The 24810-nt window shown below is 73.3% G+C and carries 24 protein-coding genes; 20 read left to right on the forward strand and 4 right to left on the reverse strand.

The window, feature by feature from the left end; genetic code table 11:
• The first annotated feature begins 2 nt into the window (after nucleotides 1–2).
• From OHL10_RS04190 to OHL10_RS04210, 5 genes are all read left to right on the forward strand, one after another.
• Entirely contained in the window at nucleotides 3–461 is a 459-nt protein-coding gene (locus OHL10_RS04190; protein ID WP_265520884.1) for a DUF6113 family protein, read from the forward strand.
• Nucleotides 462–539: 78 nt separating this feature from the next.
• Nucleotides 540–3941 (forward strand): VanW family protein, encoded by a 3402-nt coding sequence (locus tag OHL10_RS04195; protein ID WP_265520885.1) that lies wholly within the window; start codon nucleotides 540–542, stop codon nucleotides 3939–3941.
• 139 nt (nucleotides 3942–4080) lie between these two features.
• Nucleotides 4081–4968: an ACT domain-containing protein gene (locus OHL10_RS04200; protein WP_265520886.1), complete on the forward strand. Its 888-nt coding sequence runs from the start codon at nucleotides 4081–4083 to the stop codon at nucleotides 4966–4968.
• The gene (locus OHL10_RS04205; protein ID WP_265520887.1) at nucleotides 4965–5903 is read left to right on the forward strand and encodes a prephenate dehydratase; all 939 of its coding nucleotides are present in this window, start codon (nucleotides 4965–4967) and stop codon (nucleotides 5901–5903) included. The genes OHL10_RS04200 and OHL10_RS04205 overlap by 4 nt, the downstream gene beginning before the upstream one ends.
• Complete coding sequence (locus OHL10_RS04210; RefSeq protein ID WP_265520888.1) at nucleotides 5894–6874, forward strand: prephenate dehydrogenase; 981 nt, start codon at nucleotides 5894–5896, stop codon at nucleotides 6872–6874. Before OHL10_RS04205 ends, OHL10_RS04210 begins: the two co-directional genes overlap by 10 nt.
• Nucleotides 6875–6877: 3 nt before the next feature.
• Here OHL10_RS04210 and OHL10_RS04215 read toward each other — a convergent pair whose 3' ends face one another.
• On the reverse strand, nucleotides 6878–7123 hold the full coding sequence (locus OHL10_RS04215) for a hypothetical protein (RefSeq protein WP_265520889.1): 246 nt from the start codon (nucleotides 7121–7123) through the stop codon (nucleotides 6878–6880).
• 182 nt (nucleotides 7124–7305) lie between these two features.
• On the opposite strand from OHL10_RS04215, the gene fdxA reads away from it, so the two are divergent.
• The 3 genes from fdxA to OHL10_RS04230 all read left to right on the forward strand — a co-directional run bounded on the left by fdxA (nucleotide 7306) and on the right by OHL10_RS04230 (nucleotide 10351).
• On the forward strand, nucleotides 7306–7623 hold the full coding sequence (gene fdxA, locus OHL10_RS04220) for a ferredoxin (protein ID WP_265520890.1): 318 nt from the start codon (nucleotides 7306–7308) through the stop codon (nucleotides 7621–7623).
• Nucleotides 7624–7634: 11 nt separating this feature from the next.
• Nucleotides 7635–8759, forward strand: coding sequence for a succinyldiaminopimelate transaminase (dapC, locus tag OHL10_RS04225; RefSeq protein ID WP_265520891.1), 1125 nt, complete (start codon nucleotides 7635–7637; stop codon nucleotides 8757–8759).
• 293 nt (nucleotides 8760–9052) lie between these two features.
• Nucleotides 9053–10351, forward strand: a complete 1299-nt coding sequence (locus tag OHL10_RS04230) for a citrate synthase (RefSeq protein ID WP_265520892.1) — start codon at nucleotides 9053–9055, stop codon at nucleotides 10349–10351.
• Between the two features lie 78 nt (nucleotides 10352–10429).
• Here OHL10_RS04230 and OHL10_RS04235 read toward each other — a convergent pair whose 3' ends face one another.
• Nucleotides 10430–11365 carry a hypothetical protein gene (locus OHL10_RS04235; protein WP_425498954.1) on the reverse strand — a complete coding sequence of 312 codons (936 nt, stop codon included), beginning with the start codon at nucleotides 11363–11365 and terminating at the stop codon, nucleotides 10430–10432.
• A gap of 118 nt (nucleotides 11366–11483) precedes the next feature.
• Complete coding sequence (gene dapD, locus OHL10_RS04240; protein ID WP_265520894.1) at nucleotides 11484–12473, reverse strand: 2,3,4,5-tetrahydropyridine-2,6-dicarboxylate N-succinyltransferase; 990 nt, start codon at nucleotides 12471–12473, stop codon at nucleotides 11484–11486.
• Nucleotides 12474–12515: 42 nt separating this feature from the next.
• On the opposite strand from dapD, the gene dapE reads away from it, so the two are divergent.
• From dapE to OHL10_RS04270, 6 genes are all read left to right on the forward strand, one after another.
• Nucleotides 12516–13607, forward strand: a complete 1092-nt coding sequence (dapE, locus tag OHL10_RS04245) for a succinyl-diaminopimelate desuccinylase (RefSeq protein ID WP_265520895.1) — start codon at nucleotides 12516–12518, stop codon at nucleotides 13605–13607.
• 25 nt (nucleotides 13608–13632) lie between these two features.
• Nucleotides 13633–14481, forward strand: coding sequence for an LOG family protein (locus OHL10_RS04250; protein WP_265520896.1), 849 nt, complete (start codon nucleotides 13633–13635; stop codon nucleotides 14479–14481).
• Nucleotides 14478–15437 carry a dihydropteroate synthase gene (gene folP, locus OHL10_RS04255; RefSeq protein ID WP_265520897.1) on the forward strand — a complete coding sequence of 320 codons (960 nt, stop codon included), beginning with the start codon at nucleotides 14478–14480 and terminating at the stop codon, nucleotides 15435–15437. Before OHL10_RS04250 ends, folP begins: the two co-directional genes overlap by 4 nt.
• Before the next feature lie 25 nt (nucleotides 15438–15462).
• Nucleotides 15463–16668: a hypothetical protein gene (locus tag OHL10_RS04260; RefSeq protein WP_265520898.1), complete on the forward strand. Its 1206-nt coding sequence runs from the start codon at nucleotides 15463–15465 to the stop codon at nucleotides 16666–16668.
• A gap of 195 nt (nucleotides 16669–16863) precedes the next feature.
• Nucleotides 16864–17031 carry a DUF3117 domain-containing protein gene (locus OHL10_RS04265; protein ID WP_064506638.1) on the forward strand — a complete coding sequence of 56 codons (168 nt, stop codon included), beginning with the start codon at nucleotides 16864–16866 and terminating at the stop codon, nucleotides 17029–17031.
• A gap of 5 nt (nucleotides 17032–17036) precedes the next feature.
• On the forward strand, nucleotides 17037–18656 hold the full coding sequence (locus OHL10_RS04270) for a leucyl aminopeptidase family protein (protein WP_265520899.1): 1620 nt from the start codon (nucleotides 17037–17039) through the stop codon (nucleotides 18654–18656).
• 38 nt (nucleotides 18657–18694) lie between these two features.
• Here OHL10_RS04270 and OHL10_RS04275 read toward each other — a convergent pair whose 3' ends face one another.
• On the reverse strand, nucleotides 18695–19348 hold the full coding sequence (locus tag OHL10_RS04275) for an O-methyltransferase (protein ID WP_265521021.1): 654 nt from the start codon (nucleotides 19346–19348) through the stop codon (nucleotides 18695–18697).
• 210 nt (nucleotides 19349–19558) lie between these two features.
• On the opposite strand from OHL10_RS04275, the gene sigE reads away from it, so the two are divergent.
• The 6 genes from sigE to OHL10_RS04305 all read left to right on the forward strand — a co-directional run bounded on the left by sigE (nucleotide 19559) and on the right by OHL10_RS04305 (nucleotide 24801).
• A complete protein-coding gene (gene sigE / locus OHL10_RS04280) occupies nucleotides 19559–20206 on the forward strand; it encodes an RNA polymerase sigma factor SigE (protein ID WP_265520900.1) in 648 nt (215 codons plus the stop codon).
• Nucleotides 20203–21213, forward strand: a complete 1011-nt coding sequence (locus OHL10_RS04285) for an anti-sigma factor family protein (RefSeq protein ID WP_265520901.1) — start codon at nucleotides 20203–20205, stop codon at nucleotides 21211–21213. Before sigE ends, OHL10_RS04285 begins: the two co-directional genes overlap by 4 nt.
• Nucleotides 21210–22745, forward strand: coding sequence for a trypsin-like peptidase domain-containing protein (locus OHL10_RS04290; protein WP_265520902.1), 1536 nt, complete (start codon nucleotides 21210–21212; stop codon nucleotides 22743–22745). Before OHL10_RS04285 ends, OHL10_RS04290 begins: the two co-directional genes overlap by 4 nt.
• A 9-nt stretch (nucleotides 22746–22754) precedes the next feature.
• Nucleotides 22755–23114 (forward strand): twin-arginine translocase TatA/TatE family subunit, encoded by a 360-nt coding sequence (locus tag OHL10_RS04295; RefSeq protein ID WP_265520903.1) that lies wholly within the window; start codon nucleotides 22755–22757, stop codon nucleotides 23112–23114.
• Nucleotides 23115–23179: 65 nt separating this feature from the next.
• Complete coding sequence (trpS, locus tag OHL10_RS04300; protein WP_265520904.1) at nucleotides 23180–24232, forward strand: tryptophan--tRNA ligase; 1053 nt, start codon at nucleotides 23180–23182, stop codon at nucleotides 24230–24232.
• A complete protein-coding gene (locus OHL10_RS04305) occupies nucleotides 24229–24801 on the forward strand; it encodes a 2'-5' RNA ligase family protein (protein ID WP_265520905.1) in 573 nt (190 codons plus the stop codon). The genes trpS and OHL10_RS04305 overlap by 4 nt, the downstream gene beginning before the upstream one ends.
• Nucleotides 24802–24810: the final 9 nt, after the last annotated feature.

The following is a 24810-nucleotide window of genomic DNA, read 5'->3' on the forward strand; positions in this document are numbered from 1 at the left end:
CGGTGAACACACTGGGGGCCCGCGGTATCGGGCGCGTCGTCGGTTGCCTGCTGCTCGGCGTGCTCGTCGGAGTCGTCGGCACGGTCATGCACCGCGCCGTCGTGCTGGACGTGGACCTGCCGATCGCGCTGGTCCTGTGCCTCCTCGCGACCGCGAGCACCGGCATTCTCGCCCGGGCGTGGACCGGGTACGGCGGTCTGCTCGGATACGGCCTCGGGTGGGTCGTCGCCGTGCAGATCCTCTCCCTCGAAGGGCCTGGCGGCGACGTCCTCGTCCCGGACGAGCCGATCGGGTACGTCTGGATCTACGGCGGTCTGCTCGTGGTGGCGGTCGTGGCGTTCCTGCCTCGCCGGTGGTTCGCCGATCAGCCGGCCCGCCGCGCACGGACGTGGGAGGGCGGCGCCGAACCCTTCGCGTCGGCACCTGAGACACGAGCCGGGCAATTCGGAACGCACGCATAGAATTACCCGTGCGGAGACACCGCACCACCCTTGCGCCCGCGGGATCACCCGTGGGCCCGTCCGTCACGGAGATTGTCGATGGGTCTGCCGACCGAGCGAGGGAACGCTCATGTCCCGAGCGAGCACGACGAGGACCCGGGCGAGCAGCCCGGCACCGACGAGACACTGAACGATCCGGAGGAGCCCGGCGAGCCGGTGACACCGGCTGAGCCCACGGCCGCCGTGGAGCCGGCGGACTCTGCGGAGCCAGCCGATGCGGCCGACCCTGCGGTCGTCGGGGGCGACGACGCCGTCGAGCCCGTTGCCGAGTCGCCCGTTGCCGAGTCGCCTGCTGCCGAGTCGCCTGCTGCCGAGCCGCCCGCTGAGGAGTCGACCGGTACAGAGCCGACCGGTACAGAGCCGACCGGTACAGAGCCGACCGGCGCCGACACGGCGGGTGCCCCGACGGTCGACGACGCAGCGGCTCCCGCGGATCTCGACGGCGACGTGCCCGTCGACACCGTGCCTGACGGCGACGTGCCCGCCGACGGTGCCGAGGTCGAGGAGTCCTTCGCCGGCGAGCAGGAAACGGCTGAGCAGCCGTCGACCGCGGACGAGACCGACGAGGAGCCTGTCGCCGCGCCCGCAGAGTCGGCGCCCGCGGACGCAGCGCCCGCCACCGCTGACGCTGAGGCCCTGAGCGCTGAAGCCCTGGACGCCGTGACCCCGGACGCCGTGACCCCGGACGCCGTGGACTCGACCCCAGAGCCCGAGGCTCCGTCCGCCGACGCCGAGCCGGGCGAGAAGCCGGTGCTCGAGCCTGCAACGTCGGAGCCGGAGACCGTCGCCGAGGCCGAGGGCACTGACGCCCCTGGTTCAGTCGAGACCCCTGGTTCAGTCGAGACCGCTGGTTCAGTCGAGGTCTCCGGTGCGGCGGAGACGTCGTCGCCGGACGCTGCACAGGCCGACGGAGCGGCCGTCGGCGACGACGGAGCAGCTCCTGTGGTCGTGCCCGCCGTGAAGGCCTCTGAGGCATCGCCCCCCGTCGCCGACGAGGCTCCTGGTGCCGGAGCCCTCAGTTCTGAAGACCCCGGTTCTGCGGACTCTGGTGCTGCGGCCCCCGGTACTGCGGACCCCGGGCCTGCAGCAACTGCCGCCGAGGCGGCGACGGCGCAGGCGTCGGGTGGTGCCGACCGGCGGGTGTCGTTCATGGACGAGGACGAGGAACCGTACGTTCCCCGCCTCTTCGCGTTCGACGGCACGTCGTCCGCCGACGCTGCCGGCGGCACCACATCGGCCGGCGGTGAGGCGGTGGCGTTGTCGGACGAGCCGACCACGTCCGTCGAGCTGGGTCGCGGCAGATCCTCGGCGGACGGGCCCGGTGACGCTCCGGCGTCCGACGAGGTCTCCACCGCGGCGGCCGACGACGGCACATCGGTCGAGAGCGCGCCGGACGACAGCGCGCCGGACGAGGGTGCGCCGAGCGAGGAGACCGCGACCCCGACGAGTCGGCGTGCCCGACCGACGGGCCAGACTCAGCCTCTGCGACCGTTCCTTCCGACCGGAGCGGGCATCGCGTCGCCGGAGGCGCCGGTGGCCGCCGCTGAGGACGCTGCCACCGCGACCGAGAAGGCCGTCACCGAGAACGCCGCGTCCGCGGAGACGAAGTCCCTGCCACCGGTGGTCGTCCGTCCCTCGCTGTTCACCCCGACGGGTGCGGGAGCGGACCAGCCGGCGCCCGCGGCAGCGCCCGTGCGGACGCCCCTGGCGACCGCCTTCGAACCGGTCGGGCCGGACGGGCCGGAGCGTGCTCTCCTCGAGGACTTCGGCGACGACTCACCGCGCCACCCGTGGCGTACGGCGCTGATGTGGACAGGGGTCGGTGTCCTCGTCGTCGGCGGTCTCTACACCGGGGCTCAGTGGTTCTTCTCCGACCGGGTGCCGCAGGACACACGGGTCGCCGGTGTCGAGATCGGTGGGCTCGACCACGGGGAAGCTGTCACCACGCTGGAGCAAGGGCTCTCGGCACGCGCCGCGGAACCCGTCGCCGTCCAGGCTGGCGGTGCGTCGACGTCGTTCGACCCGGCCGAGGCCGGGCTCGCGCTCGACGTCGAGGAGACCGTCGACGGGCTGACAGCGTTCTCGATGAACCCCGTCCGTCTCTGGGAGCACCTGTTCGGCGGGCAGGACATCGCACCGGTCGTCGACGTCGACGACGCCGCGCTCTCCGCGCAGGTCGAGTCGCTCGAGGCGAGCCTCAACGTGGAGCCGGTCGACGGGAGCGTCGTCTTCACGGACGGCGAGCCGGTCGCGACTCCCGCCAAGGACGGTTCCGTGCTGGTCACTGCTGAGGCGGCCGACCAGATAGCGACCGCCTGGCTCACGACGTCCGAGCCGATCGAGCTGCCGGTGGAATCGCGCGAGCCCGACATCACCCAGGCCACGACGGACGCCGCGCTCGAGGTCGGCCGCCAGGTGGTCTCTGCGCCCGTGTCGGTGGCTGTCGGAGGACAGAACCCGGACCTGCCGGTCGACGTCCTCGCGGAGGCCGCGTCGTTCACCCCGGAGGGTGGCGGGCTCGCGCTGACGTTCGACCCCGACATGCTCACCGACGCCGTCGTCTCGCGGACCACGGACCTGCTGACGTCCGCGGACGACGCACGGTTCGAGTTCGTCGACGGGTCGCCGGTGATCCGTGGCGGGGAGCCCGGGACCACCATCGACCCTGCCGCTCTGGCGGAGTCGGTGGAGGCCGCCGCGGTCAGCGAGGAGCGCGAGGCGTCGGTCGAACTCGTCGAGAGCGACCCGCAGCAGTCGATCGAGGCGCTCGAGGAGCTCGGTGTGGTCGAGAAGATCTCGGAGTTCTCCACGCCCGTCACCAGCGACGCGACCCGGACGGAGAACCTGCGGGTCGGGGCGAGCAAGGTGAACGGCACCCTCGTCCTGCCTGGTGAGACGTTCTCCCTCATCGACACGCTCTCCCCGATCACGGCCGCCGGCGGCTACTTCTCGGCGGGGATCGTCCAGGACGGCCGGCACGTCGAGGGTGTGGGCGGAGGCCTGTCCCAGATGGCGACCACGGCGTACAACGCGGGCTTCTTCGCGGGGCTCGAGGACGTCGAGCACCGCCAGCACAGCTACTGGTTCAGCCGCTACCCGGCCGGGCGGGAGGCGACGATCTTCGTCGGCTCGATCGACATGAAGTTCGCCAACGACACCCCGTACGGCGTGCTCCTGCAGTCCTGGGTCGGCGGCGGTGAGCTGCACGTCGCGGTCTGGAGCACCAAGCACTTCGTGGTGGAGACGACGTCGAGCGGCCAGCAGGAGGTCGTCCAGCCGACGACCGTGACCCACTCGGGTCCGGACTGCGTACCGCAGCCCATGGGCAACCCCGGGTTCGCGATCACGACGTACCGCAAGGTGTACCTGGACGGCGAGCTCGTCAAGGACGAGGCCGACTCGTGGCGGTACAAGCCGGACAACGCGGTGCGCTGCGAATGAGGCACAGCGGTGCGCTGCGCGCGACGGCACCCGTGCCGACGGGGAGCGCCGACTAGACTGACCGGCCGGACGCAGGAGCGGACGGACGGACGATCGGAAACGATGCTGCGCGTGCGCAGCCGAGGTTGAAGGCGGGTCGATGCTCGGACGCAGCGAACGTGAGTCGGGGGCGCAGGCGGAGCTCGCCGCCACCCTCGCGGGATGGTCGACCGCGGGGAGCGCGGGGAGCGGGCCGGCGGGTGGGCCGCCGCTCGACCTCGGCTCGACGTCGGCCACGCTCGCGACCGTCGCCAACATCGAGGACCTCGCCGCGGTCGTGCACGTCGGTCACCCGGCGCAGCCGTCGCACGACCTCGAGCGAGCCCTGCTCGCCGCGCCTCCCCGGCTGGTCATCACGTCCGCCGTCGCGGTGCCCGCGCAGTGGGTCTGGGTCGGGCGCTCGACGGACGCCACGGGCAGTGTCGTCGTCGACGAGGCCGGGATGCGGGACCGGCGCCACGTCCTGCGGACGATGGGTGCGAGCCCACGGCTCGTGCCGACCCGCACGACCATCGAGGAGCGGGTGGCGATCGCCGGGCAGGGCGGCACGCTCGTGCTCGAGCGGCAGAACGTCCCCGCCGGGTACGTCGAGCTCCCCGGGAGCGAGCGGCTGAGCGAGGGGCCGCCGGTCTGGTACGGACTCGTCCAGGCCCGGGCCGCGGCCCCGCGCTTCGACGGGCCGTCGCAGGTCTGGCTCGCGTTCGGGCCGCACGACGACCACCGCGGCTCGCTGCAGCAGACGCTCACCGTGATCGCCGACGCCGGCATCGACATGCAGCACCTGCGCAGCCACCGGTCGCAGGCCGGGCCGCACATCTTCTTCTCGTCGTTCACGTGCCCGGACTCGGCCGTCCTGGACAGGCTCACGGGAGAGTTCGACGAGCGAGGGGTCGCCCACCGGGTGCTCGCCGTGATGGCGGGCGAGGACTTCGTCCCTGGTCCTGAGGCGATCGTCCCGCAGTGGTCGACGAGGTCCGTGGACGCGTGAGCCGGGTCGCGTACCTCGGTCCCGAGGGCACGTTCACACACCAGGCCGCGCTGCGCTGGTCCCGTGCGACGGGTGCCGGCGGGCACGACCTGGTGGCGCTGCCGACAGTCACGGAGGTCTCCGCGGCCGTCTCCCGGGGCGACGCGGAACGTGGGGTGGTGGCGATCGAGAGCACCGTCGAGGGGTACGTGGTGCCGTCCCTGGACGCACTCCTCGGTTCCGCGGACGTCGTCGCCGTCGACGAGACCGTGCTCGACGTGACGTTCGACGCCTTCGTGCGGCCCGACCGCACCGAGCTCACCGAGATCACCGCGCACCCGCACGGCCTCGCCCAGTGTCAGGAGTTCGTCCGCCGCAGCGGGCTGACGCCCGTCCCGGCGGCCTCGAACGCCGCCGCGTGCCGCGACGCCGCCCCGCACCAGGTCGCGCTCGGCCCCACGATCTGCGGTGAGCTCTACGGGCTCGAGACGACGGCGCGTGCGGTCGAGGACTTCCACGGCGCGAGGACACGGTTCCTCACGCTCGCGCGGCGCGACGTGGCGCGTGCGCTGCTCCCCGGGTCGCGCTCGGACGGCGCCCGGTGGCGCACCATGCTCGCGATCACCCCGAAGACGACGGGTCCGGGCGTCCTGGCGCGCATCGTGCACGCGTTCGGCACCGGCGGCGTCAACCTGTCGAGCCTCATCACCCGGCCGCTCAAGGCGCAGGAGGGCAAGTACGTCTTCGTCCTCACCGCGGACGCGGCGCCGTGGGACACCACGGTGCGTGCGGTCCTCGAGGACCTCCTCGGGGCAGGGGACTGGGTCAAGACGCTCGGTGTCTTCCCGGCGCGGGGCGAGCTGGACGACGCCCTGGACGCGATGCACGTGCCCGTGGGCAGCGTCGACGACCGGACCACGGCCGACCTGACCTCCGGGGGGTTGCTGTGGGACTGACCTCCACCGAGCAGGTCGCCGTCGTCGGCCTCGGCCTCATCGGCGGCTCGTTGGCGCGGGCGCTCGCCGAGCAGGGCGTGGACGTACGGGGGTACGACGCCTCGGCGGTGACCTGCGCGCAGGCCACCGCGGCCGGGGTCCGCGTGGCCTCGGGGATCGACGAGCTGTGCGCCGCCGCGCCGCAGGTCGTCGTGCTGGCCGTGCCGCTGCGCGCCATGCGCGCGACCGCGCACGAGGTGGCGCGGTACCTGCCCGCGACGGCGGTCGTCACGGACGTGGGCAGCGTCAAGGCGGCGGTGCGTTCGGCGGTCGCGGGTGCCGGGCTCGGTGACCGCTACGTCGGCGCCCACCCCATGGCCGGGACCGAGCACTCCGGGTTCGCCGCCTCCGACCCGGACCTGCTGGTCGGTGCCCGGTGGGCCGTGACGCTCGACGAGGACACCTGCCCCGACCACCTGGCGACGGTGCTCCGGCTGGTGACCGGTCCGCTCGGCGGAACGGCGTACGTCCTCACCGACGACGTGCACGACGAGGCGGCCGCGCTCGTGAGCCACGTGCCGCACGTCCTCGCGACGCAGCTGCTCAACCTTGTGGCCACCGCACCGATCAGCGACGTCGCGGTCGCGCTCGCGGCCGGGAGCTTCCGGGACGGCACCCGCGTCGGTCGGACCGACCCACGCCGGACCGAGGCGATGGTCACGGAGAACGCACCGTGGGTGGCGTCGGCGCTACGGGTCGTGCTGCGTGATCTCGAGGCGCTCGTGGCCGCGCTCGAGTCCAACGCCTCGACCGCGGAGTTCTTCGACCGCGCGCAGGCCCTGCGCACGAGCGGCGACAGCCGTGACGTGCACCCGCGCGCCTCGGTCACCCTCGGCGAGCCGGGGTGGCGGGACACCCTCACCTCGCTCGGAGCGGCCGGCAGACCGGTCGTGGGCGTCGACGAGGCGGGCGAACGGCTCGTCGTGCACTGACGTTCAGCGCACGGGGTGGGGCGGGATCCGGCGCGGCGGTCGGGGCGGCACGATCCGCCCCGCGACGACGTCCTGGGCGAGGATCACGACGTCGGGCACGGGGCCGTCACGGTGGTCCCCGCCGGCGTCGGGGCGCAGGACGAGGTGGGCGGGCGTGACCTCGAGGACGATCCCGATGTGGTCGGTGTGGAGCTTCCCCGACGCGTGCGCGTCCGCGTCGCTCAGACGACGCCGGACGGCGACCCGCACGCCCGGCCGCCACGTGGTCCAGGCAGACCCGGACGGGGCCGGATCCCCGGGCGGCGAAGAGGGGGGTGTCGGGGAGTTCACAGTTCCTCGTGTCCGCTCAGTGGTCGGTGGTGGCCCGGGACCACCCGTCCTGAGCGATACTAGACGCTCAAGACCGTGCTCCACCGAAAGGGATCCTTCCCGTGACTTACGTGATCGCTCAGCCGTGCGTCGATGTCAAGGACAAGGCGTGCATCGAGGAGTGTCCCGTGGACTGCATCTACGAGGGCAAGCGGTCGCTGTATATCCACCCGGACGAGTGCGTGGACTGCGGGGCGTGCGAACCGGTCTGCCCGGTCGAGGCCATCTACTACGAGGACGACGTCCCCGAGGAGTGGAACGACTACTACCGGGCGAACGTCGAGTTCTTCAACGACCTCGGCTCGCCCGGCGGCGCGGCCAAGCTGGGCCTCATCGAGAAGGACGACCCGATGATCGCCGAGCTCCCGCCGCAGGCCTGACGGCCTCGCGGATGGGCTTCGCCGACCTCTCCTCGCTGTCCTACCCCTGGGACTCCCTCGCGCCGTTCGCGCAGCGTGCCCGCGCGCACCCGCGCGGGCTGGTCGACCTGTCGATCGGGACGCCCGTCGACCCGACACCGGCGGTCGTGCGCGACGCGCTCGCGTCCGCGGGGGACTCCCACGGGTATCCGACGACGCACGGGACCCTGGCCCTGCGTACGGCGGTCGCATCGTGGTTCGCGCGTCGCCGCGGCGTACCGGGGCTCGACCCCGAGGCGGTCCTGCCGACGATCGGCTCCAAGGAGCTGGTGGGGCTGCTGCCGTCGCTGCTGCGCCTGGGGCCGGGGGATGTCGTCGTGCACCCCCGGACGGCGTACCCGACGTACGACGTCGGTGCGCGCCTGGCGGGCGCGACCCCGCTGGCGACGGACGATGTCGAGGAGTGGGCCGGGCGCGGCGACGTCCGGCTGGTCTGGGTGAACTCGCCGGGGAACCCGACGGGCGAGGTCCTCACCGCGCCGCAGCTCGCGCGGGTGGTCGCCGCCGCGCGGGAGATCGGCGCAGTCGTGGCGAGCGACGAGTGCTACGCCGAGCTCGGCTGGGCCGAGCCGTTCGCCGAGGGTGTGCCGAGCGTCCTCGACCCGGCGGTGTGCGGTGGCTCGCACGACGGGCTCCTGGCCGCGTACTCGCTCTCGAAGCAGTCGAACCTCGCGGGGTACCGTGCGGCGTTCGTGGCGGGCGACCCGGTGCTCGTCGCGGACCTGTTGGCGACGCGCAAGCACCTGGGCATGATCGTGCCCGGCCCGGTGCAGGCGGCGATGACCGCGGCCCTCGACGACGACGCGCACGTCGTGGCCCAGCGCGAGACGTACCGGCGACGGCGTGAGGTGCTGCTCCCGGCGCTCGAGGCCGCGGGTCTCGTGGTGGACTCCTCGCAGGGCGGCCTCTACCTCTGGTGCCGCCCGGCAGGCGGGGAGCAGGACTGCTGGCGGACGGTGTCCGACCTGGCCGACCTCGGCATCCTCGTGGGGCCGGGGGCGTTCTACGGGGCGGCCGGCGCGGTGCACGTGCGGGTGTCGGTGACGGCCACCGACGAGCGTGTGCAGGAGGCGGCGGACCGCCTGGCGGCGCGCTGAGGCGCGGCGCGGCGGTCGCGACGCCCGCGGTCGATCGCCTGCCGTCGACCCATCACCCCGGGATACCTCCTGATGTGATCCGCATCACAGGTACGTGACGGTTTCGTGACCGTACCGGATTGGTCACGTGAGCCTGAGGCGGGGTACCGTCAATCCAGGCCATGGCTGTCCTCGACGCACGGCCACGACCAGGAGGCCCCAGGGGTGCACGTGGCCATCGCTGCGACACCGACGATCCGCGCTCGCGCGACCCTCGCGGGATCAGCGTCCGAGCAGCGTGCAGGAAGGAAACCATGACCACCACACAGCAGCCGACGGTGCAGCTGGTCGTCGACGACGCGGCCCAGGACCTGCCCGTCGTCCCGGCGAGCGAGGGCAACGACGGGATCGTCGTGTCCTCCTTGCTCAAGTCCACCGGCATGGTGACGGTCGACCCGGGCTTCATGAACACCGCCTCGTGCTCGTCGGAGATCACCTACATCGACGGCGACGCGGGGATCCTGCGCTACCGCGGGTACCCGATCGAGCAGCTCGCCTCGGACTCCAGCTTCCTGGAGGTCGCGTACCTGCTCATCCACGGCGAGCTCCCGGATGCCCCGACCCTCGACGCCTTCGTGGAGCGGGTCAACCGTCACACGCTCGTCCACGAGGACTTCCGCACGTTCATGGGGACGTTCCCCCGCAACGGCCACCCGATGGCCGTGCTGTCGTCGGCGATCAACGCCCTGTCGACGTTCTACCCCGAGTCGCTCGACCCGTTCGACGACGACACGATCGAGCTCGCGACGGTCCTCCTGCTCGCGAAGACGCGGACCATCACGTCCTACCTGCACCGCCGCGCGGTGGGCGAGCCGCTGCTGTACCCGGACTACTCGCGCGGGTACGTCGACGACTTCCTGCGCATGACGTTCGCCACCCCGTACCAGCAGTACGAGGCGGACCCCACGGTGGTCGACGCCCTCGACAAGCTCCTCATCCTCCACGCCGACCACGAGCAGAACTGCTCCACGTCGACCGTGCGCATCGTCGGCTCGAGCCACGCGAACCTCTACTCGTCGGTCGCCGCAGGCGTCAACGCCCTCTCCGGCCCGCTCCACGGCGGCGCCAACGAGGCCGTGCTGTCGATGCTCGACAAGATCGCCGGCGCCGAGTACGACGTCGACACCTTCATGAAGAAGGTGAAGAACAAGGAGGACGGCGTCCGGCTCATGGGCTTCGGCCACCGGGTCTACAAGAACTACGACCCGCGCGCCGCGATCGTCAAGAAGAGCGCCGACGCCGTGCTGTCGACGCTGGGCAAGAAGGACGAGCTCCTCGACATCGCCATGGGCCTCGAGGAGATCGCGCTCAACGACGACTACTTCATCGAGCGCAAGCTGTACCCCAACGTCGATTTCTACACCGGGCTCATCTACAAGGCCATGGGCTTCTCGCCGGCGATGTTCACCCCGCTGTTCGCTCTCGGGCGTATGCCGGGCTGGATCGCCCAGTGGCGCGAGATGATGAAGGACCCGCAGACCAAGATCGGGCGCCCGCGCCAGATCTACACGGGCGCCACCGAGCGGGACTACGTCCCCGTCACCGAGCGCTGAGGGCCTCGGCGGGCATCGCGACGTTCTCCCGGCCGGGCACCGCGAGGTGCCCGGCCGTCGTCGTGCCCGGTGGGCGGGTCAGGCAGGCTCGTCCTCGCCGGACTCTGCGACGGCGACCGTGACGCGGACGTGGCCGGTGCCGGGTGCCGGCTCGGCGCCCTCCGTCCACGCCGCGTCCTCGCGCGTCCAGACCTGGCCGGCGACCTCGACCCGGACCACGTCCGTGGCGTCCGCCGCCGCGACGGCCCACTGGGCGAACGCCCACGCGTAGCGCTCGTCGTCCTCGCCCGGGCCGAGCGCGCGGGCGTCGACGACGAGCTGCCCGACGCCGTCGGGCTCCGCGGGCAGGTCGAGCAGGTCCCGCTCGAGCCGGGTCTGGAAGGGCTCGAGCGGGTCGCCCGCCTCCTGCTCGCCGCTCGGCGGCTCGCCGGACGTACCGTCCGCCGCGTCCTGGGTGGCGACGGGCGCGAGCTCGCAGGTGAGCGCCGCGGCGGAGTGGCCGCTGAGGGCCGAGGCCCACGCCCGTGACCGGGTCTCGTGCTGGGCGTACGCGTCGGGGAAGCCGGAACGCTGGACCGCCTGCGCCGCGACCGTGACCTCCATGTCCTCGTAGCCGTCGATCGTGTCGAGGACGTCGTAGAAGAGGTTCGTCGAGTAGACGGGGTCCATGATCTCCTCGACCGTGCCCCAGCCCTGCGAGGGCCGCTGCTGGAAGAGCCCGACGGAGTCACGGTCGCCGTAGTCGATGTTGACCATCTTCGACTCCTGCAGCGCCGTCGCGATCCCGATGGTCCCGGCTCGCGCGGGGAACCCGCGGCGCAGGGGCGTGATCGCGATGAGCGCCGCGTTGTCCGCCTGCACGGGTGACAGGAACCACGACTGTCCGTCGAGCTCCGCGGCGCAGCGCTCGGCGACGGGCGGCGCGCTGTCGAGGCGGTTGAGCGCGACGACGATCCCGGCCGTGACGACGGCCGTGACGGTGACGAGCGTGACCGCGACGCGCAACGGGCGCAGCCGACGGCGACGTACGTCCCGTCCGTGGACACGCGGACCGGGTGGGCGGGGTGCGCCGCTCGGGGCGAACGGGTCCGGGGGGCTGCCCGGCTGCTCGGCGTGCACGGTCGCGGGTCGGCTAGTTGTTGTGCAGGGCGGCGTTGAGCTCGATCCCGCTGCCTGCCCGGGAGACCACCTCGACGGTGCCGGAGACAGAGTTGCGGCGGAACAGGAGGTTGTCCTGGCCGGACAGCTCCCGGGCCTTGACGACCCGCGGGGCGCCGTCGTCGCCGGTCTCGCCCACCAGGGTGACCTTGGTGCCGGCCGTGACGTAGAGGCCGGACTCGACCACGCAGTCGTCGCCGAGCGGGATGCCGAGGCCCGCGTTGGCGCCCAGCAGGGAGCGGCGGCCGACCGAGATGATCTCGCGCCCGCCGCCTGACAGGGTGCCCATGATGGAGGCGCCACCGCCGATGTCCGACCCGTCACCCACGACGACGCCCGCGGAGATCCGGCCTTCGACCATCGAGGTGCCGAGGGTGCCCGCGTTGAAGTTCACGAAGCCCTCGTGCATGACGGTGGTGCCGGCGGCGAGGTGCGCACCGAGGCGCACCCGGTCGGCGTCGGCCACGCGGACGCCGGTGGGCACGACGTAGTCGACCATGCGGGGGAACTTGTCCACGCCGTAGACGGTGACGGGCTGCCCGGTCGCGGCACGCAGTCGCGCGCGGGTCTCCTCGAACCCCTCGACGGCGCACGGGCCGTGGTTGGTCCACACGACGTTGGCGAGCACACCGAACACACCGTCGAGGTTCTGGCCGTGCGGGACGACGAGCCGGTGGGAGAGCAGGTGCAGGCGCAGGTAGGCGTCGGCGGCGTCGGCGGGCGCGGTGTCGAGGTCGATCTCCGTGAACACGGCGACGAGCTCCACACCGCGGGCCTCGTCCGTCTCGGTGAGCGCCGCCAGCGAGGCCGGGACCTCGTGGTCGGCCGGCGCGGTGCCGAGGGCCGGCGAGGGGTACCAGACGTCGAGGACGGAGCCGTCCCCGGTGACGGTGGCCAGGCCGTGGCCCCACGCGGTGCGGGGGGAGGACGCGGCGCCAGCGGCCGCGGGAGTCGCTGAGGTCATGACCACAACCCTAACCGGAGCCGGCGGCGGTAGGGTTCGCGTGTGGCTGACCTCGATCTCACCTCGGACCTGCCCACCCTCTTCCGCGCGGTGTGCGACATCCCGTCCGTGAGCGGGGACGAGACCCCGCTGGCGGACGCGATCACGGCGGCGCTGCGCGTGTACCCGCACCTCGAGGTCGTCCGGGACGGCGACGCCGTCGTGGCCCGGACCTCGCTCGGACGTGAGCGCCGGGTCGTCGTCGCGGGCCACATCGACACCGTCCCCCTGACCGACCCGCCGAACCTGCCCACCCGCACGGTGGGGGAGGGTGCATACGCCGAGATCTGGGGTCGGGGGACGGTCGACATGAAGGGCGGCGTCGCGATCCAGCTCGCGCTCGCCGCGGCGCTGGACGCCCCGACGCAGGACGTCACGTGGGTCTTCTACGACCACGAGGAGGTCGAGGCGGAGCGCAACGGGCTCGGACGCCTCGCCCGCAACCGGCCGGACCTGCTCGCGGCGGACTTCGCGATCCTCGGTGAACCGACGAACGCGGGCATCGAGGGCGGGTGCAACGGCACGCTGCGCGTCGACGTGCGCGTGCCCGGGCAGACCGCGCACTCCGCGAGATCCTGGATGGGCACGAACGCCGTGCACGCGGCGGGCGAGGTCCTCGGTCGGCTCGCGGCCTACGTGCCGCGCGACCAGGAGGTCGACGGGCTCGTGTACCGGGAGGGGATGAACGCCGTCGGGATCCGCGGCGGGATCGCGGGCAACGTCATCCCGGACGAGTGCGTCGTCACGGTGAACTACCGGTTCGCGCCGTCGCGGACGGTCGGCGAGGCGCAGGAGCACGTCCGCGAGCTGTTCGCCGGTTTCGACGTCGTCGTCACCGATGCGTCCCCGGGTGCCCGGCCGGGTCTCGACGACCCGCTCGCCGCGGACTTCGCCGACGCCGTCCTCGCCGTCACCGGGGGTGCGCCCGCGCCGAAGTACGGCTGGACGGACGTCGCACGCTTCGCCGAGCTCGGCGTCCCGGCCGTGAACTTCGGCCCCGGCGACCCGCTCCTCGCCCACAAGGACGACGAGCGGTGCCCCGTGTGGCAGCTCACGACGTGCCACGACGCGCTGGCGGCGTGGCTCACCCGCTGACGCTGGACCACCTAGGCTCGGACCCATGAGCGACGACGGACTTCCCCAGACCGGATCCGGCTACCGCAAGGGCCCGGTGCTCCTGCGGGGCAGCCAGATCCCGCAGCAGACCACCGACCAGCGCCTGCTGGACACCTCCGAGAACACCGACTGGGTGCACAGCGACCCGTGGCGCGTGCTGCGCATCCAGAGCGAGTTCGTCGAGGGCTTCGGCGCGCTCGCCGAGGTCGGGCCGGCGGTCTCGGTCTTCGGGTCCGCGCGCACCGCCGCGACGCACCCCGACTACGCGGCGGCCGAGGAGGTCGGGCGCCTGCTGGTCGAGGCGGGCTACGGCGTCATCACCGGCGGCGGCCCGGGGATCATGGAGGCTGCGAACAAGGGCGCTCAGGAGGCCGGTGGGCTCTCCGTGGGGCTCGGGATCGAGCTGCCCTTCGAGCAGGGGATGAACCCCTACGTGAACCTCGGCGTGAACTTCCGCTACTTCTTCGCGCGCAAGACGATGTTCGTCAAGTACGCGCAGGGCTTCGTGGTCCTGCCCGGCGGGTTCGGCACGTTCGACGAGCTGTTCGAGGCGCTCACCCTCGTGCAGACCCACAAGGTCACCGAGTTCCCGATCGCGCTCGTCGACTCCGACTACTGGGGCGGGCTGCTCGAGTGGGCGCGCACGTCCGTGGCGGGGCGGGGCATGATCAGCCCGCGCGACCTCGACCTGCTCTACCTGTGCGACGACCCGGCCGAGGCCGTCGACTACGTGTGCGAGCGCGGCACCGAGCTCGGCACCGGCGGGATGCGGACCACCCCGGAGACGGCGGCGTCGCACGACGCGGCGCGCGCGGCGGCGGCCGCCGCGCGACGGGCTCCCTCCGAGCCATGACACCAGCGGCCGGGGCGGCCGGCGCCACGGGGGTGCCGCCCGCCTGCGCCCCGCTCGTCCTGCGCGGACGGGTCGTCGGGGCCGACGGCGCCGGTGCGGCCGCGGGCGGACCGCCCCCGACCCGACCGGTCGTCATGGCGATCGTCAACCGGACGACCGACTCGTTCTACGCCGGCGCCCGCCAGTACGACGACGGCGCCGCCATGGACGCCGTGGGACGGGCGCAGGCGGAGGGTGCCGCGATCGTCGACATCGGGGGAGTGCGCGCCGGGACGGGTCCGGAGGTCACGGTCGCCGAGGAGATCCGCCGCGTCGTCCCCTTCGTCGAGCGGGTGCGGGCCGAGCACCCGGACCTGCTCGTGAGCGTCGACACGTGGCGTGCCGAGGTGGCCCGGGAGGCGGCGCTCGCGGGCGCGGACCTCGTCAACGACACGTGGGCCGGGCACGACCCGCGCCTCGTCGAGGTGGCGGGCGAGCTCGGCGTCGGGGTGGTGTGCTCGCACACCGGGGGCGCCGTCCCGCGCACCGACCCCTACCGCGTCGCGTACCCCGCGCGGGACGGCGTGGTCGACGACGTCGTCGCCACGCTGCGCGCCGCGGCTCGTCGCGCGGTGGCGTGCGGGGTGCCCGCGGAGTCCGTCCTCGTCGACCCGACGCACGACTTCGGCAAGAACACGTGGCACTCGTTGCACCTCGTGCGGCGGACCGCGGCGCTCGCCGACCTCGGGTTCCCGCTGCTCATGGCGCTCTCGCGCAAGGACTTCGTCGGGGAGACGCTCGCGCTGCCGCCTGACGAGCGGCTGGAGGGCACGCTCGCCGCGACGGCCGTGGCCGCCTGGCTCGGCGCTCGCGTCTTCCGCGCCCACGACGTCGCGGCGACCCGGCGGGTCCTCGACATGGTGGCCGCGGTGCGCGGCGACGCCCCGCCTGCAGCGGCTGTGCGCGGGCTGGTCTGAGCGGGTGCGGGCGTCCGGTACGAGCATGTCGTCGCGGGTGCGCCCGGGCACCCGCGTCTGGTCATCCCGGCACCCGCGGCTCTGGCCGTGGTGGGTGCAGGTGCTCGTCGTCTACGGACTGGCCCGCGCCGCCAGCGCCGTGATTCTCGTCGTGGTCGCCCGGGCCCAGGAGGCCAACCTCTGGACCGGCGCGGCGCCGTCGTACGCGGCCTACACGGGCAGCATGTGGGACGCGGGCTGGTACGAGCACATCGCGACCGTCGGGTACCCCGTGCCGCTCCCCACGAGCCCGGACGGCGTGGTCCCGCAGAACCCGTGGGCGTTCTACCCGCTGTTCCCCGCCCTGGCCCGGGCGCTCATGGCCGTGACGGGCGGGAGCTGGGACGCCGTCGCGCCGACGCTCGCGCTGGTGAGCGGCGCGGGAGCGGTGCTCGTGATCCATCGCCTCGTGGCCTCTGCACAGGTGGCGTGCGCGCGTCGGCCGGGCCTGCCGCTGGCGACGGTCGCGGTGGTGAGCACGGCCGCGGCAGCGCCCGCGCTCCAGGTCGCCTACACCGAGTCCCTCGCCCTGCTGCTCGTCGCCTCGACGCTCCTGCTGATGCGCCGGCGGCAGTACGGCTGGACCGCGGTGGTCGTGCTCGCCCTCGGCCTCACCCGGCCGGTCGCGCTGCCCGTCGTCGCCGTGGTGCTGTGGCACGGGGTCGGCCGGGTCCGCGGCCGCGCCCCGCGCGCGGACCTGGTGCGCCTCGCCGGGCTGCTGCTCGTCGCCCTCGTCAGCGGCGTCCTGTGGCAGGTCGTCGCCGCGACGGCGACGGGCCGGGCCGACGCGTACCTCGTCACCCAGTCCGCGTGGCGTGGTGGCGCGCCGGTCGAGCCGTTCGTCCCGTGGCTGGAGGTCTCGCGGTGGCTGTTCGACGGCGCGGGACCGTGGCTGCTCGGTGCGCTCACCGTGGGTGTCGGCCTCCTCGTGGTCAACCCCGTGGCGGTGAGTCTCGGGCGGGAGATGCACGCCTGGGCCGGCGCCTACCTCGTCTACGTCGTCGCCGCGATCCAGCCCGGGACGAGCCTCGTGCGCTTCGTCCTGCTCGACTTCCCGCTCGCGGCGGTCGTCGTCGGGTGGACGCGGTCGCGCTGGTGGCTGACAGCGGTGGTCACGGCCGGGCTCGCCGGGCAGGTGTGGTGGGTGTGGGAGCTGTGGCGGCTCGTTCCGCCGTCGGGCTGGCCGCCCTGAGAGGTGCGACGCGCGTTCCGCGCAATTGCCGCACGTGACCCTCGGCACTCTGACCTAGAATGGTCCAGGGTGTTCGCGCCGATCGAGTGCTGATCCGAGGATCGATCGAGGACTGGGCGATGATCGGCACGAGCGCCCGCGCGCTCTCGCCACCGCGAGGGCGAACCTTGGATCTAACGAAATGGAGAGCCACCCATGGCTGCGATGAAGCCGCGGACGGGCGACGGCCCGCTGGAGGTCACCAAGGAGGGGCGCGGCATCGTCATGCGAGTTCCGCTCGAGGGCGGTGGACGTCTGGTGGTCGAGCTCAACGCGACCGAGGCGAGCGAGCTCGGCGAGGCTCTTCAGGCCGTGGTGGGCTGACGCTTGTGACACCACGTGACACCGCTCTGACCGTCGAGCGCGTGCGGGCGTCCGGCGTCGTCCGGGAGCTGCCCGAGGTCGTGGGCGCCCCCGGCACGCTGCTCGAGTGCACGTTCCTCGCCGACTCCGACGTCTCCGCGACCGTCGTCGCCGTGGCACCACCGCGCGAGGCGGAGGACGGCCTCCAGCCGCGGGCAGGGACGGTCGACGCCGCCGCGCGCTACGGGATCGATCTCGCCGAGCTGTCCGACCGTGCGGGGGGCGCGGCGTTCCGTGGGGTGGCCGGTCAGGTGGCGGTCGTCGACCTGCCGCGGACCCACGGTGCGGGCCGGCTGCCCTGGGACGGTCTGCCCCAGCGGATCGTCCTCCTCGGAATCGGCGGCGGGACGACGACCGATCTGCGTCGCGCGGGCGCGGCACTCGCCGGTGCGACGCGCGGGCTCGCCCGCGTCGTGAGCGCCGCGACGGCAGGTGCCGGCACCCGTGGTGTGCGGGCCTTCGTCGAGGGCTACCTCCTCGCCGCCTACCGGCCGCCACGCCTCACCGGGCCCGCACCGGTGAGCTCGGGCGAGACGGCCACGCAGGACCCCGCCGAGCAGCTCGTGCTCCTCGGCAACGACGTCCCGGACACGATCGCCGAGGCCGCGCGAGCGGCTCGGGCCACGTGGCTGGTGCGTGACCTCGCCAACACCCCCTCGAACATCAAGGACCCGGCCTGGTTCGCCCGCCGGGCCGTGGCGCTCGCGGACGCCGCAGGGCTGAGCACGAGCGTCCTCGGCCCGCGCGAGCTCGCGGCGCAGGGCTTCGGCGGGATCCTCGCCGTCGGAGCGGGCTCCGCGAGCCCTCCTCGGCTCGCGACGATCACCTACGAGCCCGTCGACGCCGCACCGGGCGCACGGCACGTCGTGATCGTCGGCAAGGGCATCACGTACGACACCGGCGGGCTCTCCATCAAGCCTCGCGAGGCGATGGTCCCCATGAAGACCGACATGGCCGGTGCGGCGGTGGCGCTCGCGACGGTGCTCGCCGCGGCCGACGCCGGTGTCCGTCACCGGGTGACCGCCGTCCTGCCGCTCGCCGAGAACCACGTCGGCGCCGCGTCCTACCGACCCGGCGACGTCCTGCGGCTGCACTCCGGCCGGAGCGTCGAGATCGCCAACACGGACGCCGAGGGTCGGATCGTCCTCGCGGACGCGCTCTCCTACGCCGTGAGCGAGCTCGAGCCCGACCTCCTGGTGGACGTCGCGACGCTCACCGGCGCGGCGAGCCTCGGGCTGGGCAGGGGCCACGGCGCGCTCTACGGCACCGACGAGCCGCTCCTGGCGGTGCTCGAGGAGGCCTCGGCCTCGACGGGCGAGCAGCTGTGGCGCATGCCGCTCGTCGAGGACTACACCGACGCGCTGCGGTCGACCGTCGCGGACCTCCGGCACGTGCCGCTGGAGCCGCAGGGCGGGGGATCGATCACGGCCGCGCTCTTCCTGCGGGAGTTCACGGACGGTGTGGCCTGGGCGCACCTCGACATCGCGGGCCCGGCGCGCGCGACCTCCAACCGTCACGAGGTCACCGAAGGTGCCACCGGGTTCGGCGCCCGCCTGCTGCTGCGGTTCCTCGCCGATCTGGACTGACGGTCCGGACTGTCGGCCCGTGCGCAGGTCCCGACAGGTCAGCGGCGGACGCCGAGCAGGAGTCCGTCCCCGCTGGGCAGGAACGCCGGGAGCACCCGGTCGTCGGCCCGGAGGGATCGCCCGACCTCGCGCACGATCGTCGTGACCTCGTCGCGCTTGGTCGGGTCGGCGACACGGTCGTGGGACAGCGCGCCGTCGACGGCGAGCACACCACCGGGTCGCAGCAGCCGCAGTGCCTGCTCCACGTACTCGGGGTAGCTCAGCTTGTCGGCACCGACGAGGACGAGGTCGTAGGCGCCGTCCGTCAGCCGCGGCAGGACGTCGCTCGCGCGGCCGGGGATGGTGCGGGTCCGGGTGGGCTTGATGCCGGCCTCGGCGAAGGCGTCCTTCGCGGCCCGCTGGTGCTCGACCTCGACGTCGATGGTCGTCAGCACGCCGTCGCTCGGCATGCCCCGCAGCAGCCACAGCGAAGCCACCCCGGTGCCCGTGCCGATCTCGACGACCGACCGCGCACGCAGGGCCGCCGCCAGCGTCTGCAGCACCGCGCCCACACCGGGCTGGATCACCGAGCAGCCCAGCTCGGAGGCGCGCTCGCGCGCGCGCAGCAGCACGTCGTCCTCCGGGAGGAACTCCTCGCAGTAGGCCCAGCTCGCGGCCTTGGCGCTGGAGCGCGGGCTCGTGTCGGCGGTGATGGGATCCTCCTGGGTGCTCGTCCCGGCGGGTGTCGCCGAGGATGCTGCCGATCGTACCGGCCGCCCCCCACGTTCACCCGGCGCCGGGCCGTGCGGGGCGTCGGGGTCGTCGGCCGGACGTCCGCCCGGTGAACGCGCGGGGCGGGTGGCGTGCAGGGACCGTGCGGACCGGGGGAACACGGCGCACGGCCCGCGCGTTGTTCGGGGACAATGGGACGTGTGAGCCAGGAAGCTGCCGGGACGTGGACGCCGCCGTCGTGGGACGAGATCGTGCGGGAGCACTCGGCGCGCGTCTACCGGCTCGCGTACCGGTTGACGGGCAACCAGCACGACGCCGAGGACCTCACCCAGGAGGTCTTCATCCGGGTCTTCCGCTCGCTGTCGAGCTACACGCCCGGGACGTTCGAGGGTTGGCTGCACCGGATCACGACGAACCTCTTCCTCGACCAGGTCCGCCGCAAGCAGCGCATCCGGATGGAGTCGATGGGCGAGGACGCGGCCCAGTACCCGGCCCGTGGTGAGCTGCAGCAGCCGGAGCGAGGCTTCGAGCACGCCCACCTCGACCATGACGTGCAGCGTGCGCTCGACTCCCTGTCGCCCGAGTACCGGGCCGCGGTCGTGCTGTGCGACATCGAGGGCCTGAGCTATGAGGAGATCGCCGTCACTCTCGGCGTCAAGCTCGGAACCGTGCGCTCCCGCATCCACCGCGCTCGTGCCCAGCTCCGGGCGGCCCTGCCGCACCGCGACCCCGCGAGCCGCCCCGAGCGGGAGACCGACCCGGTCAGCGCGCCTGCTGCTCCGGCCGGGCGGGAGATCGGCGGGAGCATGCGTACCCGGGTGGGTTGGGGGGTCTCGTGACGCACCTCGGATCGTGGACCAGCGCGCTCGCCGACGGCCAGCTCTCGCCCGAGGAGACCGAGAGGGCGCTGGCGCACGTCGCGGCCTGCGGGCTGTGCGCCGCGGAGCTGGAGTCCGCACGGGCCGCACGACGGACACTGAGCACCGCGTGCGACGTGCCGCCGGCTCCCGACCTCACGGCTCGGCTGCTCGCGCTCTCTGCACAGATGTCCCCGGCCGACGACGACCCGCTGCGTCGCCCGCCTCCGTCCCGTGAGCCCTGGCCGGACCGTGGCCCGCAACCCGGTCTCGACGGCACGCTCCTCGACGGCGCCCTCACGGGTGACCTGACGGCGTGCTCCCGCAGACGCCGTGGTCGGGTGACGGCGCTCGTCGTCGGAGGCACAGGTCTCGCGGTGGTCGCGCTCTTCACGCTGGGCGACAGCCCGGTGGTCACTCCGAGCCGTCATCTCGCCGAGCCGCTGACCCTGCTCGCGCAGGCCGGCCCCGACGAGCGTGCGGCTGGCCAGACCGTGGTCGTCGAGCTCACCGCGAACCCGCTCGGTACGTCGGGCCCCGGTGACCCGGCGGGTGGCAACGACGTCGAGCAGGCCGCACTCGCCTGGATGACCGAGCAGGGCTGGGAGCGACCGGCCCGGATCCCGGACGGTTTCGCCGTGAGCGCGCTGCGGCTCGCGGGCGCCCAGGGTGAGGTCCTCGAGCTCGACCTCGTCGGTCCGCAGGGCTCGATCGTTCTCCGGCAGCAGGAGGGCCGGCTCGACGACGTCGCGCTCGGTGACCTGCGGAAGCTGGACGTCGACGGTCGTACCGTCCACGTCGTGACCGACGAGCCGTGGCACGTCGTGTGGCAGTCCGGCGACACCGTGATCGACGTCGTCGCGGACACCGACCACGTCGTCGTCACCGATCTCGTCGCGGCGTTCCCCGCACGCGACTACGATGCCGGGGTCCCGGCCCGCGTCGTGCGGGGCTGGTCCACGATGACAGGAGCGCTGGGAACCCCATGAACCTCTTCGACCCGCGGGCCCCGCGCGACCGCGACGTGGCATCGGGCGAGCAGGGTGAGCCGATCACGCAGAGTGAGCCCGGCGGGCAGGGCGAGCGGGCGCACTCGCCCGACGCAGCCGGCTCGCCCAGCCCTTTCGCCCCGCCCTCGGCCTACGGGGCCGTCCGACCGGACGACCGGTCGCCGGAGCGACCGGCCGACGGCTACGCGCCGTCGGCCGCGGCGCACCTCCTGCAGGCGCTCAGCGCGTCGACCCCGGCGAACCCGGCCGACGAGCGGGTGTTCGGACCCGTGCCGCCGCCACCGGGCGCGGGTGCACCGCCACCCCCGCCCCCGTCGTCGCCCGCTGCCGGCTACGCGCACCCCGCACCCCCGCCGCAGCCGGGTCACGCCGCCCTGCACCCGCCGCACGGTCCGGCACCGAGCGCCCGGGCCCGGCGAGGCCTCGGTGCCGGCGCCGTCGCCGCGGTTGCCGGTCTCGCGCTGGTCGCGGGCGCCGTGGGCGGCGTCGCGGCGGACCGCTTCGCCGACGGCTTCGGCGAGAGCCGGCCGGTCGACGCGGCGCTGCCGGTCCCGTCCTCGGTCACGGCGCCCGAGCGCCCGAGGGACTCCGTGGCAGGGATCGCGGCGAGCGTCCTGCCGAGCGTCGTCTCGTTGCAGGTCCAGGGATCCGACGGGTTGTCGACCGGTTCCGGGTTCGTGCTGCGTGAGGACGGCTACATCCTCACCAACAACCACGTCGTGGCGGGCGCCGCGGACGACGGTCGGATCGTGGTGCTCTTCGCGGACGGGCGTGAGCGGCCGGCGACCCTCGTCGGGCGGACGGTCGACTACGACCTCGCCGTGGTGAAGGTCGCCGAGGACGGGCTGACCCCGCTCGTGCTCGGGGACTCCGACGGGGTGGTGGTCGGCGACACGGTCGTCGCGGTCGGTGCGCCGCTCGGTCTCGACGGGACCGTGACGACAGGGATCGTCAGCGCGCTGAACCGGCCCGTCTCGGCGGGCGACTCCGCGGAGACCGCCTTCATCAACGCGATCCAGACGGACGCCGCGATCAATCCGGGCAACTCCGGCGGGCCGCTCGTGGACGCGGCCGGGCAGGTCGTGGGGATCAACTCGGCGATCGCGCAGCCCCCGGGTGCCACGAGTGCGACCGGGAGCATCGGTCTCGGCTTCGCGATCCCCTCGAACCAGGCACGCCGCACGGCGGAGCAGCTCATCGAGTCCGGCGCGGCCACCTACCCCGTCATCGGGGTCCTGCTCGACCAGCGCTACCAGGGTGAGGGTGTCCAGGTCTCGACCCAGACCCAGGAGGGCAACGCACCCGTGACGAGCGGCGGACCGGCCGAGGCAGCCGGGATCGCCCCGGGCGACGTCATCCTGTCGATCGACGGACGCCCGGTCACGGACCCGGACCAGCTGATCGTGGCCATCCGGGCCAAGGCACCGGGGGAGACCGTCACGCTGCGGGTGCGCACGGGCGAGCAGGAGCGGGACGTCCGGGTCGTGCTCGACGAGGCGACGAGCGAGTAGTCTGACCGCGTGTTCGGAATCAACGGCGCCGAGTTCGTCGTCCTCCTCGTCGTCGCCGCTGTGGTCATCGGCCCCGAACGCCTGCCCCACTACGCGGAGCAGCTCGGCGCGTTCGTCCGGTCCGCCCGGGGCTACCTCAAGGACGCCAAGGCGCGGGTCGACGACGAGCTGGGCGAGCACGTGGGCGACGTCGACTGGGCGAAGCTCGACCCGCGCCAGTACGACCCGCGCCGGATCGTGCGCGAGGCACTGCTCGACGACGAGCCCGCGCCCGCACGTCGACCGGTGCCCCCGCCGGGGGCGGACCAGGCAGAGTCATCTGCCGAGCGGACGACCGGGCCCGCGCCGTTCGACGACGAGGCGACCTGAGCATGCCCGCGTCGGCGGCCACCCCGGATTCGGTCGGTGACTCGGGGACCTGTCAGAATGGGTCAATGTCCAACGAGGTTCTAGGTCGAGTTCCCGACGCGCCGCGCCCCCGCATCCTCTCCGGGATGCAGCCCACCGAGGATTCCCTGCAGCTGGGGAACTACATCGGGGCGCTCTCGCAGTGGGTGGCGCTCCAGGAGTCGTACGACACCCTGTACTGCGTCGTGGACCTGCACGCGATGACCGTGAACCCGGATCCCGCGCGGTTGCGGGAGCGTACCCGCCGCACGGCCGCGCAGTACCTGGCCGGAGGCGTTGACCCCGAGCGGTCGGCCCTGTTCGTCCAGTCGCACGTCCCCGCGCACGCCGAGCTCGCGTGGGTGCTGTCGTGCCAGACCGGCTTCGGCGAGGCCGGCCGGATGACGCAGTTCAAGGACAAGTCCGCGAAGCAGGGGACGGACGGCACGACCGTCGGCCTGTTCACGTACCCGGTGCTCATGGCAGCGGACATCCTGCTGTACGACGCCGCGCTCGTCCCGGTCGGCGAGGACCAGCGCCAGCACCTCGAGCTCGCGCGCAACCTCGCGGAGCGGATGAACTCGCGCTTCGGTGACGGCACCGCCGTCGTGCCGGAGCCCCACATCGTGCGCGCGGTCGCCAAGATCTACGACCTGCAGGAGCCGACCGCGAAGATGAGCAAGTCGGCGTCGGGCGGCAAGGGCGTCATCTGGCTCCTCGACGACCCGAAGACCGCGGCGAAGCGGATCCGCTCCGCCGCGACCGACTCGGAGAACGAGATCCGGTTCGACCCCGTCGCCAAGCCCGGCATCTCCAACCTGCTGACCATCTTCTCGGCGCTCACGGGTCGGCCCGTCGAGTCCGTGGTCAAGGAGTACGACGGCCAGGGGTACGGTCGGCTCAAGGTCGATCTCGCGGAGGTCGTCGTCGAGGTGCTCACGCCGTTCCAGCAGCGCGCGACGAGCTACCTGGACGACCCGGCCGAGCTGGACGCAGTCCTCGCCCGGGGCGCGGAACGAGCCCGGGAGATCGCCCGGGGGACGCTCGACCGCATCTACGACCGGGTGGGGCTGCTCCCGGCCGCCGGAGGCGCCCGGTGAACCTCCCCGATCGCCTGCCGACGCAGACGCGGGTCGGTATCGCGATCGAGATCCCGGCACCGTTCGACGCGGAGCTGCAGGCCGCGCGTGCCCGGTTCGGGGACGTCCTCGCCGACGCGATCCCGCCCCACATCACACTCCTGGGGCCGACGGTCCTCGACGCCGACGAGCTCGCCGTCGCGCGCACCCACCTCGCGGCGGTGGCCCGGGGTGGTGAGCCGTTCCAGGTGCACCTCAAGGGCAGCGCCAGCTTCCGACCGATCTCCCCGGTGGTGTTCGTGCAGGTGCTGGAGGGCTTCGAGGAGTGCGAGCGGCTCGAGTCGCGCGTACGGTCCGGTCCGCTCTTCCAACGCCTGCGTTTCAGCTACCACCCGCACGTGACCGTCGCCCACGAGGTCGACGACGCCGCGCTCGACCGGGCGCTCGTCGAGATGGCCGACTACGAGGCCGCGTTCGACGTGTCGGGGATCCACCTCTACGAGCACGGCGACGACGGCGTGTGGCGCCCGCAGCAGCACTTCGCGCTGGGCGGTCGCGCAGCAGATGCCGGAGGCTCGGCGCCCTCGTAGGCTCGGGGG

It is taken from the genome of Oerskovia flava, from assembly GCF_026163685.1.
GTDB lineage: Bacteria > Actinomycetota > Actinomycetes > Actinomycetales > Cellulomonadaceae > Oerskovia_A > Oerskovia_A flava.